Source organism: Paenibacillus sp. J22TS3 (assembly GCF_018403205.1).
Classification (GTDB): domain Bacteria; phylum Bacillota; class Bacilli; order Paenibacillales; family Paenibacillaceae; genus Fontibacillus; species Fontibacillus tuaregi.
Genome location: NZ_BOSF01000003.1, coordinates 234,630 through 249,527, shown reverse-complemented (window position 1 = coordinate 249,527; position 14,898 = coordinate 234,630). Strand labels below are relative to the sequence as shown.

Annotated in this window: 16 protein-coding genes; 11 read left to right on the top strand and 5 right to left on the bottom strand. The window is 52.3% G+C overall.

Features of this window, described 5'->3' with window-relative positions:
• Positions 1–61 precede the first annotated feature (61 nt).
• Entirely contained in the window at positions 62–565 is a 504-nt protein-coding gene (locus tag KJS63_RS10860; RefSeq protein WP_068620817.1) for a ferritin, read from the bottom strand.
• A 193-nt stretch (positions 566–758) separates the two neighbouring features.
• On the opposite strand from KJS63_RS10860, the gene KJS63_RS10855 reads away from it, so the two are divergent.
• Positions 759–1,091: a DUF6054 family protein gene (locus tag KJS63_RS10855; RefSeq protein WP_213619155.1), complete on the top strand. Its 333-nt coding sequence runs from the start codon at positions 759–761 to the stop codon at positions 1,089–1,091.
• A 300-nt stretch (positions 1,092–1,391) separates the two neighbouring features.
• On the opposite strand, the gene KJS63_RS10850 is transcribed toward KJS63_RS10855, so the two are convergent.
• Together KJS63_RS10850 and KJS63_RS10845 are read right to left on the bottom strand one after the other, a co-directional pair.
• Positions 1,392–2,960 (bottom strand): DHA2 family efflux MFS transporter permease subunit, encoded by a 1,569-nt coding sequence (locus KJS63_RS10850; protein ID WP_213619154.1) that lies wholly within the window; start codon positions 2,958–2,960, stop codon positions 1,392–1,394.
• A 9-nt stretch (positions 2,961–2,969) separates the two neighbouring features.
• Positions 2,970–3,605: an HlyD family secretion protein gene (locus KJS63_RS10845; RefSeq protein ID WP_213619153.1), complete on the bottom strand. Its 636-nt coding sequence runs from the start codon at positions 3,603–3,605 to the stop codon at positions 2,970–2,972.
• Between the two features lie 169 nt (positions 3,606–3,774).
• Here KJS63_RS10845 and KJS63_RS10840 point away from each other — a divergent pair, with 169 nt between their 5' ends.
• Together KJS63_RS10840 and KJS63_RS10835 are read left to right on the top strand one after the other, a co-directional pair.
• On the top strand, positions 3,775–4,323 hold the full coding sequence (locus KJS63_RS10840) for an NAD(P)H-dependent oxidoreductase (RefSeq protein WP_213619152.1): 549 nt from the start codon (positions 3,775–3,777) through the stop codon (positions 4,321–4,323).
• Between the two features lie 10 nt (positions 4,324–4,333).
• Positions 4,334–4,906 carry a hypothetical protein gene (locus tag KJS63_RS10835; RefSeq protein WP_213619151.1) on the top strand — a complete coding sequence of 191 codons (573 nt, stop codon included), beginning with the start codon at positions 4,334–4,336 and terminating at the stop codon, positions 4,904–4,906.
• 30 nt (positions 4,907–4,936) lie between these two features.
• On the opposite strand, the gene KJS63_RS10830 is transcribed toward KJS63_RS10835, so the two are convergent.
• Together KJS63_RS10830 and KJS63_RS10825 are read right to left on the bottom strand one after the other, a co-directional pair.
• Entirely contained in the window at positions 4,937–5,620 is a 684-nt protein-coding gene (locus KJS63_RS10830; protein ID WP_213619150.1) for a CidB/LrgB family autolysis modulator, read from the bottom strand.
• Positions 5,617–5,985 carry a CidA/LrgA family protein gene (locus tag KJS63_RS10825; protein WP_068622571.1) on the bottom strand — a complete coding sequence of 123 codons (369 nt, stop codon included), beginning with the start codon at positions 5,983–5,985 and terminating at the stop codon, positions 5,617–5,619. Before KJS63_RS10825 ends, KJS63_RS10830 begins: the two co-directional genes overlap by 4 nt.
• Positions 5,986–6,117: 132 nt before the next feature.
• On the opposite strand from KJS63_RS10825, the gene cidR reads away from it, so the two are divergent.
• The 8 genes from cidR (at position 6,118) to KJS63_RS10785 (ending at position 14,753) form a co-directional block, all read left to right on the top strand.
• On the top strand, positions 6,118–7,014 hold the full coding sequence (cidR, locus tag KJS63_RS10820; protein WP_213619149.1) for a cidABC operon transcriptional activator CidR: 897 nt from the start codon (positions 6,118–6,120) through the stop codon (positions 7,012–7,014).
• 76 nt (positions 7,015–7,090) lie between these two features.
• Entirely contained in the window at positions 7,091–7,525 is a 435-nt protein-coding gene (locus KJS63_RS10815) for an Rrf2 family transcriptional regulator (protein WP_213619148.1), read from the top strand.
• Between the two features lie 199 nt (positions 7,526–7,724).
• Positions 7,725–9,128, top strand: coding sequence for a branched-chain amino acid transporter BcaP (gene bcaP / locus KJS63_RS10810; RefSeq protein ID WP_213619147.1), 1,404 nt, complete (start codon positions 7,725–7,727; stop codon positions 9,126–9,128).
• 27 nt (positions 9,129–9,155) lie between these two features.
• Complete coding sequence (locus KJS63_RS10805; RefSeq protein WP_213619146.1) at positions 9,156–9,368, top strand: hypothetical protein; 213 nt, start codon at positions 9,156–9,158, stop codon at positions 9,366–9,368.
• Between the two features lie 55 nt (positions 9,369–9,423).
• Entirely contained in the window at positions 9,424–10,269 is an 846-nt protein-coding gene (gene pdaA, locus KJS63_RS10800; RefSeq protein ID WP_213619145.1) for a delta-lactam-biosynthetic de-N-acetylase, read from the top strand.
• A 372-nt stretch (positions 10,270–10,641) separates the two neighbouring features.
• Positions 10,642–11,112, top strand: a complete 471-nt coding sequence (locus KJS63_RS10795; RefSeq protein WP_213619144.1) for a MarR family winged helix-turn-helix transcriptional regulator — start codon at positions 10,642–10,644, stop codon at positions 11,110–11,112.
• Between the two features lie 33 nt (positions 11,113–11,145).
• Positions 11,146–12,873 carry an ABC transporter ATP-binding protein gene (locus tag KJS63_RS10790; protein WP_213619143.1) on the top strand — a complete coding sequence of 576 codons (1,728 nt, stop codon included), beginning with the start codon at positions 11,146–11,148 and terminating at the stop codon, positions 12,871–12,873.
• The gene (locus tag KJS63_RS10785; RefSeq protein WP_213619142.1) at positions 12,870–14,753 is read left to right on the top strand and encodes an ABC transporter ATP-binding protein; all 1,884 of its coding nucleotides are present in this window, start codon (positions 12,870–12,872) and stop codon (positions 14,751–14,753) included. The genes KJS63_RS10790 and KJS63_RS10785 overlap by 4 nt, the downstream gene beginning before the upstream one ends.
• Positions 14,754–14,898 lie beyond the last annotated feature (145 nt).

Below are 14,898 nucleotides of genomic sequence, written 5' to 3'. Positions count from 1 at the left end.
TTATAGAAAAAGCCTGGGAGAACCTTGTTCTCCCAGGCCGGGCAGCCGGCTAACGCGCGCCTTAAGCTTCAGGCGAGAAGGTGCGTCCGCCGAATTCTTTATCCAGTTCAAAGAATGCTGTGCTGTTCACGTCAATCCGCTTCAGCTTCTGAATAATGCCGTCGAACAGAGCTTCCTCTTCCACCTGCTCTTCAATGAACCAGGATAGAAATTGGAGTGTGGCATGTTCACGGTCATCCAGAGCAAGGTCGGAGAGGTGGTAGATCCGCTGAGTATTCACCTGTTCGTGCTGATACGCATGTTCGAAGGCATCCAGGATAGAATCGTAGTCATTCTTAGGCTCTTCCAGTGCGGAGAGCACCACGCGTCTTCCACGGTCATTCAGGAATTTATAGATCTTGGAAGCATGGAACCGCTCCTCTTCGGCTTGTACCAGAAAGAAGTTGGCAAATCCATCCCAGTTCACAGCCGAGCAGTAGCCGGCAATCGCCAGATAGACATGAGCGGAGTGGAGTTCGAAATTGAATTGTTCATTGAGAGCTTCGTATAGTGATTCTTTTACCAAGGCGTTCACGCCCTTCCGTAGTAGTGTATAAATTCAACTTTATACTACCATATCCTTGCACCTTGGACAGCTATTTTCTGGAAGCCCGCTTGTCACATATTTGAATCTCTGCCTGGCGGATGCTAGGCTTATGAATAGAGATCAACCGCAAGTAGAAGCCTTATATACTCTATTTAAGGAGGACATGCAGAAGGTGAGCGAAAGCAGGTTTAAGGTCAGTCTGACGCCGGGTCAGGTAAGGCAGTATGTTAAGGATGGTCTTGATGCCAATCTGGTTCATGAGGAATTTCACGACCTGGGGGATGGGCGGGAGATTGGAACGCTGATATTCGAAAAATATTTCTTTCGTGTCAAGAACCGGGTGGCGCTTGTTGTCATTGCCGATAATATTTATGGAACTACGGAAGTCCGGGCCATCTCTACCGGTTCGTCTGAGGGCATGGTCTTTGCATTTGACTGGGGCGCCTCGAAGGATTTTGCAGGCAGTGTGCAGTTGATTTTAAGCAGTTACATTGTGGGAGATTAGCTAGCCATAGTTCATTATTGTGTGGTTACAGCCGTCAAGCAATGCCACGCCCCTCCCTTGTTGCTTTTCCGTTTGTTGATGTCTTTTCTAACTTTCTGTTTACAATAACCCCTGTATTAAGAAACACCCCTTGCAAAGATTAAGGGTTCAGCACCAACGCTGTCCCGATGTCCTAGTGAGGGGTGTTTTTCTTGCGCCCGCTGGGTTCCGGGCTTGGGTGCGGCGTCCGCACCGCCTTTCCGGCCAGGGGTGAACGCCTGGATGGTCACGCGGCACTGCGCCGCTTAAAGTTATGCCCGTTCATTCCAGCAGCGGGCTGTGCCCCTGTTCCTGCATTTCAATCGGCTTAAGCTTGGAAGGCTTAACCGACCGCCGCAGGAACAGGGACAGAATAAGGCCGATCACGGCAATCCAGGTGGCGATGATAAAGGCATCGTTAATGCCGTGGATGGCGGATTCCTGGGAAGCAAGTCCATAGATGACCTGCAAGGCCGCCCCCTGAGCGACAGTGGGCGGAAGACCTCCCGATGCCGCAAGGCCCTGGCTTAGATTGCTGAACTGTTCGGCTACGGCCGGGTTGTTCAGATTGACCGTGTTGCCATAATCGGCGAGATGCACGGTGGTCTTCGTGGTCATCACCGTGACCAGCAGGGCCGTTCCAATCGAACCGGCAATCTGCCGTACGGTGTTGGACATGGCTGTCCCGTGGCTTCCGAGATGACGGGGCAGCTGATTAAGTCCTTCCGTCTGCACGGACATCATGAGCAGGGACATGCCGAAGCTTCGCACGGTATAGAGCATCATAATATGGCCGTAGGTGGTGTTCGAGGTTAACCGGCTGAACTCCAGCGTAGTCAGGGCAGTGATAGCCAAGCCGACAATGGCGAGCGGCCTTGCCCCGATTTTGTCGAAGATGCTCCCCGAGATTGGGGACATGACCCCCATAAGCAGGGCACCCGGCAACAGCAGCAGACCGGAATCAAGCGGGCTGAACCCCCGGATATTTTGCAAATAAATAGGCAGAAGCAGCATCGCTCCGAACATGGTCATATTAACGGCCGAGCCGATAAAGGTCGACACGGTGAAGATGTCGTACTTGAAGACCCTGAACTCCAGCATCGGATTGTCCATCGTCAGCTCTCTGAAGATGAAGAACAGGATGAACAGAACTCCGATGATGAGCGAGATGACCACAGTGCCGCTGCTCCAGCCCTTGCTTCCCGCCGAGCTGAACCCGTACAGCAGAGAACCGAAGCCTATCGTGGAGAAGATGGTACCAAGCAGATCGAATTTTGGAGAGGACAGCTTGGATATGTTCCTGAGCCAGAGAATGGACAGCACAATATCAAGCAGAGTCAGCGGGATCACCATAATGAACAGAATACGCCAGGTATAGTGCTCCACAATCCAGCCGGACAGGGTTGGACCGATGGCGGGAGCGAACATCATGGCGATTCCCATCGTCCCCATCGCGGCGCCTCGCCTCTCCGGCGGGAACACGGTCAGGAAGACGTTCATAACCAGAGGCATAATGATCCCCGCCCCGCCGGCCTGGATGATCCGGCCGATCAGCATGATCGAGAAGGTAGGGCTGATCGCGCAGATGACAGATCCCACCCCGAACAGGGCCATGGCTGAAATAAACAGCGAGCGGGTGCCGAACGATTCAATCAGGAAGGCGGTAATCGGGATCAGCACGCCGTTCACCAGCATGTAGGCGGTTGATAGCCACTGAACGGTGGTGGCCGATACGCCAAAGTCATTCATCAGATGTGGAATCGCGACGTTCAGGAGAGTCTGGTTCAGGATGGAAATGAACGCTCCCAGCATCAATACGGTCAGTGTGCGGCCGAGCGATATATTTTCCATGGAAGCCTCCTAGATATGAACTCTGACCGAAGCGTTCATGCCCGGAATAATGCCGAGCCCTTTATAACCATCAACCTTAATCACAATCGGAATAACCTGCGCTACCTTCGTATAATTGGCATTGGTGTTGGAGGTGGGAAGCAGGGAGAAGGTTCCGGCGGTGGCGAGTCCAATGCTGTCTACTCTGCCGGTAAGAACCGTATCTGGGAAAGCATCAACGTAGACATCAACACTCTGTCCGGCTTTAATATCGTTAATCCGCGTCTCATCAATATTCGCAGTGATCCACAGGTTGTCGAAATCATAGGCCCGGCCAAGCTGTGTTCCGGCGGCTACGAGTCCATTCTGAACTCCAGACTGCTGAACCACCGTTCCGTTAACCGGAAGTGTGATATCGGTCGATCCAGCCGGGGATTGAATGGTTCCAACCCGGGTCCCGGCCGTATAGGCTTGCCCGACCTTGGCATCCCAGCGTACCAGTTTACCGGCTGCCGGGGCGTAGAGGTTAATCGGCTGGCCGGCTACTTGGGCGTTATCGGTTTTGACATAGTTGGCATTTTGGTTGTAGTAATAGATCCCGGCTCCTGCCCCTGCAAGGATAATAAGGATAACCAGAACATTGACCAGCACGGCACGTGAACTCATTAAGTGAGGCCTCCTTCTACTTTCGGAATTGCTGTTAAGGTGTTAGTGCGTTCCTGTAAAAGAGGTTGTCCGGAAAGAGCATCCATTATTCGGTTATTTGCCGGCTCATGAATCTGAGCCGTTTGGGGGATGAATAAGTCGACCAATTGAAGGCAAAGGGGAATGATCCATGAACATCTTTGTGGTATATGACAGTGATAACGGCCATACCGAGGCATTGGCCAAATCCGTTGCCGAAGGGGCCAAGATTCCTGGGGCCAAGGTGTATCTCAGCCATGTCCGCTCTGCCCGGGTGGAGGACCTTACGGAGATGGACGCTATTATCTGGGGATGCCCGGGTCACTTCGGCTCGATCAGTGATGGCCTGAAGACCTGGATAGATAAGCTTGGCTACTTGTGGGCCCAAGGCAAGCTCATCGGGAAGATTGGAGCGGTATTCTGTACAACAGCCACCGTGCATGGCGGGCTTGAGGCAACCATGCTCAATCTGATCGTGCCGATGCTGCACCAAGGCATGATTATTGTCGGACTGCCGGGTAATATCCGGGAGAATGCATTATATGGTTCCTACTACGGGGTAGGCGTAACCTGCCCGGTCGAGACCTCCCCGAATGACCCGCCAAATCTGCCCTCGGGGAATGATCTTGCACTCGGACGGGCCCTGGGACAACGGGTGGCCGAGGTTGCGGGTAAATTAGCGGATGCCGAATCCAGATAAGGGGCGCTCAATGTTATACGGTCTTTTTGTACTTGTACTGGCGGGTATTGTGTTTCTTGTGATCTTTAACATGAAGAATGGTAAAAAAGAGCGGGAAGCAGGAACAAAGGAGGCGGCGCGGGATAAAGCTCCGGCGCGTGAGAAAACTCCTGATCCCGTGCAGGCACGGGAGAGTCATCCATCAGATATGGGACAGGCCGGGTTGGGACAGCAGCCCGGGGTTCCCAGACAGGCTGGATCGGCCAACCAGGCTGGAAGGGCGGGGCAGGCCGGATTGGACTATACCAGTATTGCATACAGGTCGGACCGGCCAGAGTCTCCGTCAGAGGTTGGAAGGGAGTCCTCCAAATTGAGAGAGAATGCGGGGCCTTCGGTCCCCCGAAAGAGCGGGGATGAGATGTATCGTCAGGCCCTCCGTCAGATGGCCAGCCCTGAGGAGGCTCCGGCTGTAGAAGAGCAGCAGGAGGAACTTCGGGGCAAGCCGGACTCCGATCAGGCCTACCGGGAAGCGCTGCGGCGAATTCTGGAGAGGCAGAGCGAGGCTAGAGAGCAGCAGAATCACGAAGAACCGCGGCAGCCATAGGCCACTGCGGTTCTTTGTATGCCGCTGGAATTAGCGGCTGAATAGTGACAGGATCAGCGGTGCTGCTCCGAGTGTGAACAAGGCGGCAACGATCATTGAGATGCTCGAGATGGTTCCGCTTAAAGAGCTCAGCTCGAACGCCTTGGAGGTTCCGGTGCCATGAGCCCCCGTTCCAAGCAGCACGCCGCGGGCGACCTCGTTGTCGATACGGAACATCTTTACGATCATCGGGCCGATAATGGAGCCAAGCAGACCGGTGATAATCACGAACACTGCGGTGATGTTCGGTACGCCGCCGATGACCTGAGATACGCTCATAGCGATTGGTGTGGTCACAGAGCGCGGAACAAGGCTGCTCACCAGCGCGTTGTCCAGATGCATGCTCTGGGCGAGCAGCAGGGAGGACACGATGGCGACGACAGAGCCGGATAGGACGCTGACCAGGATCAGAGCGGCATGCTTCTTGAGCACATTGTAATATTTGTATAGTGGAATGGCGAAAGCGATTGTAGCCGGCTGCAGGAGACTGCTGAGCCATTTTCCTCCGGCGTTATAGGTCTCGTAAGGGATGTGGGCGAGCAGCAGCCCGATGACCAGAATCACCGGGGTCACCAGCAGCGGGGACAGATAGACGCTGGATTTCACCTTGTACACTCTTTTGCATACGTAATACAATGCTATAGTAATGAGCAGACAGAGTAATCCGGTAATCATGATTGGTTCTCCTTTCGCTTAGCAATGCGGGATGCGGTCAGCCCGGAGCTGGCCATGACAATAAAAGTGCTGAAAATAACCACAATCAGAATGCGCACTCCATCGCTTTCCAGCATCGGAATGTATTTCATCACGCCGACAGCGGCTGGAATGAAGAACAGGAGCAGTTCAGCGAGCAGCCAGTTGGCTCCCTGCTCAATCCATTCAAGCTTTATAACCCGGGTCTTTAGCAGCGTGAAGATTACAGCAATACCAAGAATACTTCCGGGTATGGGCAAGTGGAGCACGTCCACGATTTTGTTCATAGCCATGGATATGAAGATCAGGATGGCTACCTGCACAACACCTTTGAACAGTGACTTCAGAGCGTTCATGTTTTGCAAAGCCTCTTTTCATTTTCTGTGTGTACTGAAATTTTACATCATTTATTTTCATAGGTATAATGCATATATCGAATGTTCTGCATTCCTATTGTCTATGGATGGGGGTGTCTTCCAGTGGATATACGTCAGCTGCAATATCTGATTGAGGTTGCCAGGCTGCGAAGCTTTACAAAAGCAGCGGAGTCGCTGTATATTACGCAGCCGACCATAAGCAAGACGATCCGCCAGATGGAGGAAGAGCTGGGGGTTGTGCTATTCGACCGGATTGGCAAGAGGATTGAATTGACCGATGCCGGGCAGATCATGGTGAATCAGGCTCAGAACATTGTCACCTCGTTCAATAATATGTCCGCGGAGCTGGACGATCTGCGCAACCTGAAGAAAGGGCATATCCGTATCGGGCTTCCTCCGATGGTGGGCGCAAGTTTCTTCCCGACAGTGATCGGGCAGTTCCATAAGAAATATCCCGACATCACCATTCAATTGTTCGAGGATGGAGCGAAGAAGGTGGAGGCAGATGTGGCCAGCGGCGCGCTGGATGTGGGCATTGCGGTGCTGCCTCTGAAGATGGAAGGCATCGAGTATTTCTCCTTTGTGGAAGAGAAGTTGAATCTGCTTGTTCATCCCACTCACCGGCTCTCCAGGCTGAAGGAGGCACCGCTGATCGAGCTTGCCGGGGAATCCTTTGTGCTGTTCCGGGAGGATTTTGTACTCCATGACCGGATCATTGCGGAGTGTGTCCGCGTTGGGTTTCAGCCGAGAGTGGTCTATGAAAGCTCCCAATGGGACTTGATCAGCGAGATGGTAGCGGCCAACCTGGGGATTGCGCTGCTGCCGGAGACGGTATGCCGGGAGGTGGACCCATCCAGGGTCGCCATTCTTCCGCTCGTGAATCCGGTTATTCCGTGGAATTTGGGGATTATCTGGAGGGAGGACCGGTATTTGTCGTTTGCCGCCCGGGAATGGATTCGTTTTGCGGGAGAGGTCTTGTCAGATGCAGGCCGGAAATAACAAGTAAGCGTGTGTAATCTCTGATATACTTAGGGTAGATTCTTGCCAATTCAAGCATGGGGAGGTTAGACAACATATGGCGATCAGCAGCCGTTTTTCTGTAGCAGTGCATATATTGTCCCTGCTGGATATAGAGAAGGAAGGCCGGATTACTTCCGATTTCATTGCAGGCAGTGTGAATACGAACCCTGTCGTTATCCGCCGGATTATGAGCATGCTGAGCCGTGCAGGCCTGGTGACCACCTCGGCAGGTGTTGCCGGTGCGAAGCTTGCGCGTCCGCTGGAGCAGATAACCCTGCTGGATGTGTATCGTGCGGTACAGGTGGATATATCGGATGAGCTTTTCTCCATTCACAGCAATCCGAACCCGGATTGCCAGGTTGGGAGAAATATTCAAGACACCTTGGAGACGGCGTTCACCCGGGCTCAGAATGCGATGGAGCAGGAGCTTTCCTCAATAACGATGAATCAGGTCGTTTCCGATCTTGTCCGCAGGGCAGCCGCCAACTAGAAGGGGACTTTGTACAGACGCAAGTTTAGTCAGGACACCCGCTCAAGACGGGTGTTTTTTGTGTGGAAGCGGTGGTAATTTTAATGTAATATATTTCCTCACAGCGTATTCTATTTTTGTTTGGTTAAATTCCTTATAATAAGTGGATTAGATTATCCATCTTAGATCCAACTAACAAGAGAACAGGGGTATTTCATTTATGAGTGTAATGAGGAAGAAATCCATCACGTCGATGATGGAACTGAAAGACAAGGGTGGCACCTTGAAAAAAGAGCTGGGAGCATTTGATCTCACCATGCTCGGTATCGGCTGCGTGGTGGGCACCGGGATATTTGTTATGACCGGAGTCGCAGCAGCCCAGCACGCCGGACCGGCGCTGATCCTGTCCTTTATTATCGCGGGTCTGGTCTGTTCCTTCTGTGCCCTGTGTTATGCAGAGCTGGCCTCCATGGTACCGGTGTCCGGGAGTGCATACACCTACAGCTATGCCACATTCGGGGAGATTATTGCATGGATCCTGGGCTGGGATTTGATTCTGGAATACGGCTTTGCGGCTTCTATGGTCGCCAGCGGCTGGTCAGGGTATTTCCAGGGGCTGCTGTCGGGCTTTGGTATCCATCTGCCGCATGCGATAACAAGTGCATTTAATGCGGATAAGGGAACGCTTATTGACCTGCCCGCAGTGATTATCGCCCTGCTGCTGACGTTCTTGGTCTCCAGGGGAGCGAAGGAGTCAACCCGGATTAACACGATCATGGTTGTGCTTAAAATCGCGGTTATCGTGTTGTTCCTTGTTGTTGGTGTCTTCTATGTGAAGCCAGCAAACTGGACCCCGTTTATGCCGTTTGGGTTCGGCGGTGTTATTACTGGCGCAGCCACCGCATTCATTGCGTATATCGGCTTTGATGTGGTGGCGACGGCGGCTGAGGAGGTTCGTAACCCGCAGAAGGACCTGCCAAAAGGCATCATTGCTTCCCTGATCGTGTGTGCGCTGCTGTACGTGCTGGTTACAGCTGTGCTGACGGGGATCGTGCCTTATCATTTGCTGGATGTTAAGAATCCGGTAGCTTTCGCCATTCAGTTCATTCATCAGAACTGGATTGCCGGATTTATTTCACTGGGTGCTATTGTCGGCATTACTACAGTATTGTTCGTGCTGCTGTATGGCCAGACCCGCTTGGTATACGCCATGGGGCGCGACGGCCTGCTTCCGAAGCGTCTGTCCAAGCTGAATCCGAAGACAAAGGCACCTACAGTCAGCACCTGGGTAACCGGGATTGTTGTGGCTTTCTTCGCGGGAGTGCTGCCGCTGGACAGGCTGTCTGACCTCGTCAGTATCGGAACGCTGTTTGCCTTTGTGTCGGTAGCGATTGGGATTATTATTCTTCGGAAAACCCAGCCAGACCTGAAGCGCTCCTTCCGGGTGCCATGGGTTCCGGTGATTCCGCTTCTGGCCATTCTCTGCTGTGGTTATCTGTTGTTCAGTCTGCCGCTCGTAACCTGGGAGGCCTTCCTGGTGTGGATGGTGATTGGCCTGATTATTTACTTCAGCTACAGCGTACGAAGCAGCCGGCTTGCATCTGGGAATACAGAAGAGGAGTAGCTGAAGGAATAGCAGGGTTGTTAGTGGATGCAGCGGCAAGGCACAAAATATTTCTACGACCGCTGCTGCTCTGGATTTCTTAAGAGCTGTTGCCCTGCGTTTAAGTTGATTTTGTATACAGGACGGGCTTTTGTCTTTAATGACAGAGCCCGTTTTTATTTTGCTGCCAAACATGATATTGATAATTTTGCCGCAGGAAGTATAGAAATGGCTCCGCATACAGAACTTAATGGTGTGTGAAGGATCAGATGACAGGTCTGACAATCAAGATGAAAATGTACAAGGGAGCATAAACATGAAACGAATCTTCAGGTTGGCATTAGCGCTGTGTCTCGGCGCGGGGATCGGTTTGGCGGGATCGGCTCAACCCGTGTTGGCCGACGGACCCTTCCACTTTGGGTTTAAGAAGAGTGTGAACGGGAGTCTTCCGTCCATCAACGAGGAAGGCTTTAAGGACATAATTGATAAGAACGGGGCTATCTTCACAGGAGATACCACGAAGAAAGATATCTACCTTACGTTTGATAACGGGTATGAGAACAAGGGGTATACCTCCATTATTCTGGATACTTTGAAGGCGAAGAAAGTGCCGGCAGCTTTTTTCATTACCGGCCATTATGTCAAGGACCAACCGGAGCTGGTTAAGCGCATGGCCGCAGAGGGGCATATTATCGGCAACCACTCATGGAGCCACCCGGACATGACCACGATCTCCAATGAGAAGATCAAGGAGGAGCTGGACAAGGTCAAGCAGGCGGTGACAGAGGTAACCGGTGTTAAGGAGATGGCTTATCTGCGCCCGCCGAGAGGCATATTTGATGAGCGGACGCTGAGCGTTACCCGACAGTACGGGTACACGAATGTGTTCTGGTCTTTGGCATACAAGGACTGGGATGTGAATGACCAGAAAGGGGGCGCTTACGCCTTCAAGAAAGTGGTCAGCCAGCTTCATCCCGGAGCAGTGCTGCTGATTCACGCAATTTCCAAGGACAACACCGATGCGCTTGGGAACATCATTGATGAGGCGAGAAGACAGGGCTATACGTTCAAAAGCCTGAATGATCTGCCTGGCAAGGCCGGTGCGGCCAAGCCGGACACGGTTAAGCCAGGTCAGCCGGGGGATCAACCAGGAAAGAAATGATCTTATCCTAAACGAAAGCTAATCTGGGGAGACTCGCCAAAGTCTGCTTAAGAGACGAACGACCCGCGGCCAAGCGCTAGTCGTCGCCTTTGGTTTTGGATTTCATTCACTGTTGATAATTCAAGAAATCCAAAACCAATAGCGAGAGGAGTGGGCGTTTGCTCTCGGAGTCTTTACGAACACACACACCGATCTCCTAAACAAAATGAGGGGCTGCCTACTGCGGCGCCTCTTTTTTTGTCATGAACTAGTTCTAGACCGGCTTTAAACTGAAAATTGACTTTGCTCAGAGGGCGGAATATAATTAGCTTTGCAATATAGTAGGTAACCTAAATATTAGCTAACTTAAACAACGATAAAGAAGGTGAAAATTTGAGTATTCATGATAATCCCAAAGCGCAGAGGCTGTTTGATGCCTTCAATCGTGCCCGCAAAGCGGACTGGCGCAGGCCTTCGGTAGGCGGATGCAAGCCGAGTGAAATGAGGCTGCTGTTCTACATCAAGAGGGGGATGAAGAATCATGAAGAAGGCTTCAGTGTGTCCGAGCTTAGCAGTGCCCTGGAAGTGACGTCGCCTACCGTAACCCAGCTGGTTAACAGCCTTGAGGCTGAGGGCTTGGTGGAACGCAGAATGGACTCGAACGACCGCAGGGCCGTCCGGGTCAAGCTGACTCAGCAGGGAATGGACCTTACGGAGAAGGCGATGCAGGCGTTCTTCGGCCGGTTTATAGAGTTATATGAATACTTGGGTGAGGAACAGAGTGAGCAGCTTTCGGAGCTGCTGGAGAAGGTAGGCCGTTTTCTGAGTGATTATCCGGGCCGGGAAGAAGAGAAGAAGGAATAGATTCAGGGCCCGTTCGGGAGAGGAGAGTTGTCCATGATCAAAGTTTTTCGTTATCTTAAGCCGTTCCGTATGCCGCTGATCTTTGTCGTTGTGCTGTTATTCCTGCAGTCGATGACCGAGCTGTATCTGCCCACCTTGATGGCGGATATTGTGGATAAAGGCGTGGCTCAGGGTGACACTAATTACATTTGGCGTATTGGCCTGTTTATGATCCTTGTTGCTTTTGGAGGTATTGCCGCCTCCATTGCTGCCAGTTATTTCTCATCCAAGGTTTCCTCCGGGTTCGGCAGGGACCTGCGCAGCAAGGTGTTTGGCCACGTCGAGCGCTTCTCTCTGGAGGAGTTCGACAAGCTTGGTACCGCATCGCTAATCACACGCACAACGAATGATATTACCCAGCTGCAGCAGGTTCTGCTTATGATGATGCGCATGATGGTCAGCGCCCCCCTGCTTGCCATCGGGGGAATTATTATGGCGATGTCCAAGGACAAGACGTTATCCCTGGTTTTTGTTATCGTAATTCCCGTTCTGGTTGGTGCGATATTCCTCATCGCTGGCCGGGGAATTCCGCTCTTCAAATTGATTCAGAAAAGAATTGACCGTCTGAATTTGGTGCTTCGCGAAGGATTGACCGGAATCCGGGTTATCCGCTCCTTCAACCGGACTGAGCATGAAGCCAAACGGTTCGAGAAGGCGAACTTCGACTTAACTGAAACCTCTATTAAGGTAAATAAGATTATGGCTGCAATGATGCCAACTATGATGCTGGTGCTGAACGTTTCGTCCATCGCGATCATCTGGTACGGGGGGCTGCGGATTAATAACGGGAGCATGAATGTTGGTGATCTCATGGCGTTCCTGCAGTATGCGATGCAGATTATGTTCTCGTTCATCATGGTCTCGGTGATGTTCGTTATGATTCCAAGAGCTTCTGCTTCGGCAGCCCGCATCAATGAGGTGTTGGACACACAGCCAGTCATTAAGGATGCCGAACACGCGGAGAAGGCTTCAGAACAAAAAGGATATGTGGAGTTCCAGAATGTCAGCTTCAGCTATCCTGGCGCGGAACAGCCGGCTGTATCGGACATCAGCTTCAGCGCCAAGCCGGGGGAGGTTACGGCGATTATCGGAGGTACGGGGTCAGGGAAATCTACCTTGATCAGCTTAATTCCGCGCTTCTATGAAGCGGACACCGGCGCTGTGCTTGTGGATGGTCAGGATGTGCGGACCCTGTCCCAAGCGGATCTTCGGGCCAGAATCGGCTTTGTGTCGCAGAAGGCTGTGCTTTTTACGGGGACGATTGCAGACAACATCAGGTACGGGAATGAATCGGCATCGGATGAGGAGATCGAGCATGCGGCCCGCATTGCCCAGGCTGCGGATTTCATCGCAGAGATGGATAAAGGCTATGAGGCTGAAATTTCCCAAGGGGGCAACAATGTCTCCGGGGGCCAGAAGCAGCGTCTGTCTATTGCCAGAGCTTTGGTGCGACGGCCGGAAATTTATATTTTTGACGACAGCTTCTCGGCGCTTGATTTCAAGACTGATGCGAAGCTGAGGGCCGCCCTGAAGGAGGAGACCCGGGAATCTACCGTTATAATTGTGGCCCAACGGGTCAGCACGGTGAAGGATGCCGACCGGATCATTGTCATGGATGAGAGCCGTATAGCGGGCATAGGCACACACCGCGAGCTGCTGGAGACCAGTGAAGTATACCGGGAGATCGTGTACTCCCAGCTGTCAGAGGAGGAGATCGCATGAGTGAGCAGCAAAGATCGAGACCTGCGGGCGGAGGATTCGGCAGAGGCCATGGACCTGGAGGGCCGGGCATGGTGATGCCGGGGGAGAAGGCCAAGGATTTTAAAGGAACTTTAAGAAGGCTCCTCAGCTACCTGAGACCTCACCGGGGCCAGATTCTCGCCGTGATCGGCATGGCGGTGCTGAGTACGATATTCAGCATTGTGAGTCCGAAGATTATGGGTAAAGCCACGACCGAACTGCTTAATGGGATTATTGGCCGGATGCGCGGCGTACCTGGTGCACATATCGATTTCGATTACATCTGGCAGATTGTTATGCTGCTCCTGGGGCTGTATGTGATCAGCTCCCTGTTCACTTATATCATGCAGTTGTTGATGGCAGGGGTGGCGCAGAAGACCGTATACGACCTGCGCCGCGATGTGAACGACAAGCTGGGCAGACTGCCGCTCAAGTATTTCGATTCCCGTACGAATGGGGAGATTCTCAGCCGGGCCGTCAATGATGTGGACAACATCAGCACCACGCTTCAGCAGAGCTTGACTCAGCTGATTACATCGGTGCTGACGATTATTGGGGTCATCGTCATGATGCTGACGATCAGTCCGCTGCTGACATTGATCGCACTGGTTACACTGCCAGTCAGTTTTCTGGCTATCAAGAAGATCAGCGGCCGGTCTCAAGGGCATTTTATCGGCCAGCAGCGCAATCTGGGGGAACTGAATGGACATGTGGAAGAGATGTACACCGGACACCGGATTATCAAGGCGTTCGGGCGTGAAGAGAAGTCCATCCAGAAGTTCGACCAGATTAACGACAAGCTGTATGACTCCGCCTGGAAAGCCCAGTTCATATCGGGTCTGATTATGCCAATCATGAGCTTTATCGGGAACCTTGGTTATGTTCTGATCAGCGTAATTGGTGGCCTGCTGGTGACCAAGAGATCGATGGAGATCGGGGATATCCAGGCATTCATTCAATACGTGCGCCAGTTCACCATGCCTATCACCCAGACTGCGAATATCGCTAACATTATCCAGTCCACAGTAGCCTCTGCTGAGCGGGTATTCGAGCTGCTTGATGAAGAAGAAGAGGTACCGGAAGCCGCGAAGCCGGTTGAACTGGCTGACGTGCGCGGAGATGTGGCGTTTGAACATGTGAGCTTTGGATATGGGGAGAACATGCTGATTGAAGACATGAACATCGATGTGAAAATGGGACAGACGATTGCCATCGTTGGTCCGACAGGCGCCGGGAAGACTACGCTGATCAATCTGCTCATGCGTTTTTACGAGGTGAACGAGGGCAGAATCACCGTGGATGGTGTGAACATTACCGACTTTAAACGGGGAAGTCTGCGGAACATGTTTGGTATGGTGCTTCAGGATACTTGGCTGTTCAACGGTACGATCCGTGACAATATCGCCTACGGGCGGATTGGAGCTACGGAAGAGGAGGTTGTGGCGGCGGCGAAGACTGCCCATGCGGATCATTTTATCCGTACCCTGCCGGACGGTTATGATACGGTCCTCAATGAGGAAGCCTCGAACATCTCCCAAGGTCAAAAGCAGCTGCTGACCATAGCCCGGGCGATTCTTGCCGATCCATCGATTCTGATCCTGGATGAAGCGACGAGCAGTGTGGACACCCGTACAGAGGTGCTGATCCAGAAAGCGATGAACGAGCTGATGAAGAACAGAACAAGCTTTGTGATTGCCCATCGTCTCTCGACCATCCGGGATGCGAGCCTGATCCTGGTCATGAATCACGGACAAGTGATCGAGAAGGGGACCCATGAAGAGCTGCTGGAGAAGGGCGGCTTCTATGCGGATCTGTATAATAGCCAATTTTCGAACGGTGCAGCACAGGAGATTGCAGGATAAGCAGTATCAATAAATTTTGACGTGAGTGCTATAAAAAATGAACTTTAGAATTAACCGATCCCAGCTTCGATCCCGAGTAATTCTGAAGAAGCGGAGCGTCCGCCTTTGTCTCCGAAATGCCCCTGCTTGGATATCTAGTTCAAGG